Annotated in this window: 1 protein-coding gene; it reads right to left on the minus strand. The window is 61.8% G+C overall.

Annotated features, from left to right (window positions below; all coding sequences use genetic code 11):
* Positions 1-640: HlyD family secretion protein (locus tag PDO_RS17015; protein WP_037074508.1), on the minus strand; the 640-nt coding region annotated here is incomplete at both ends.

Genomic DNA, 640 nt, shown 5'->3' on the forward strand with positions numbered 1-640 from the left:
TGCGCGCCGTAGCGCAGGCCACCTTTCGGCCGCTGCGTCTCGTCCATGATGAGGCGGACAGGGAACCGCTGCGCTTGCCTGACCCAGCCACTGTCGTTCTGGATCTTCGGCAGGCCGGTATTCGGATCCGTGTTTCCTTGCGACACACCGAAGCCGACACTTTCGACCGTTGCCGGGAAAACCCGACCGGGAAGAGCATCGAAGAGCAACTCTGCCTTGTTGCCGACGGCAACCCTCTCGAGGCTGTTCTCCTTGAACGCCGCGTTGATCCATATCGTACCGGCATCGATGAAGGTCATGGCCGCCTGCCCAACCGAGACAACCTTGCCGATGGTCAGCTGAAGGTTGGTGACGACACCGGCCGACGGTGCCCGGATGGTCGTCCGCACCAGATCGAGCCGGGCCTTCTCCAGTCCGGCAAGCGCCGCCCGCAATTGCGGATTGTCATTGCCGGATGGTCCGAGCAGTTCCTTTGCCTTGGCAAGTTCCGCCTCAGCTGCCGTGACGGAGGCCTCTGCCTGATCATAGGCGGATTTAGCCGCATCGTAACGCGCCCGAGAATAAACCCCGCGTTTGACGAGTTCGGAGGCCCTTGCATACTGATCGCGNAGGTTGTCGCGGTCCACCTTGATCTGCACGA

It is taken from the genome of Rhizobium sp. PDO1-076 (genome assembly GCF_000247475.1).
Classification (GTDB): domain Bacteria; phylum Pseudomonadota; class Alphaproteobacteria; order Rhizobiales; family Rhizobiaceae; genus Allorhizobium.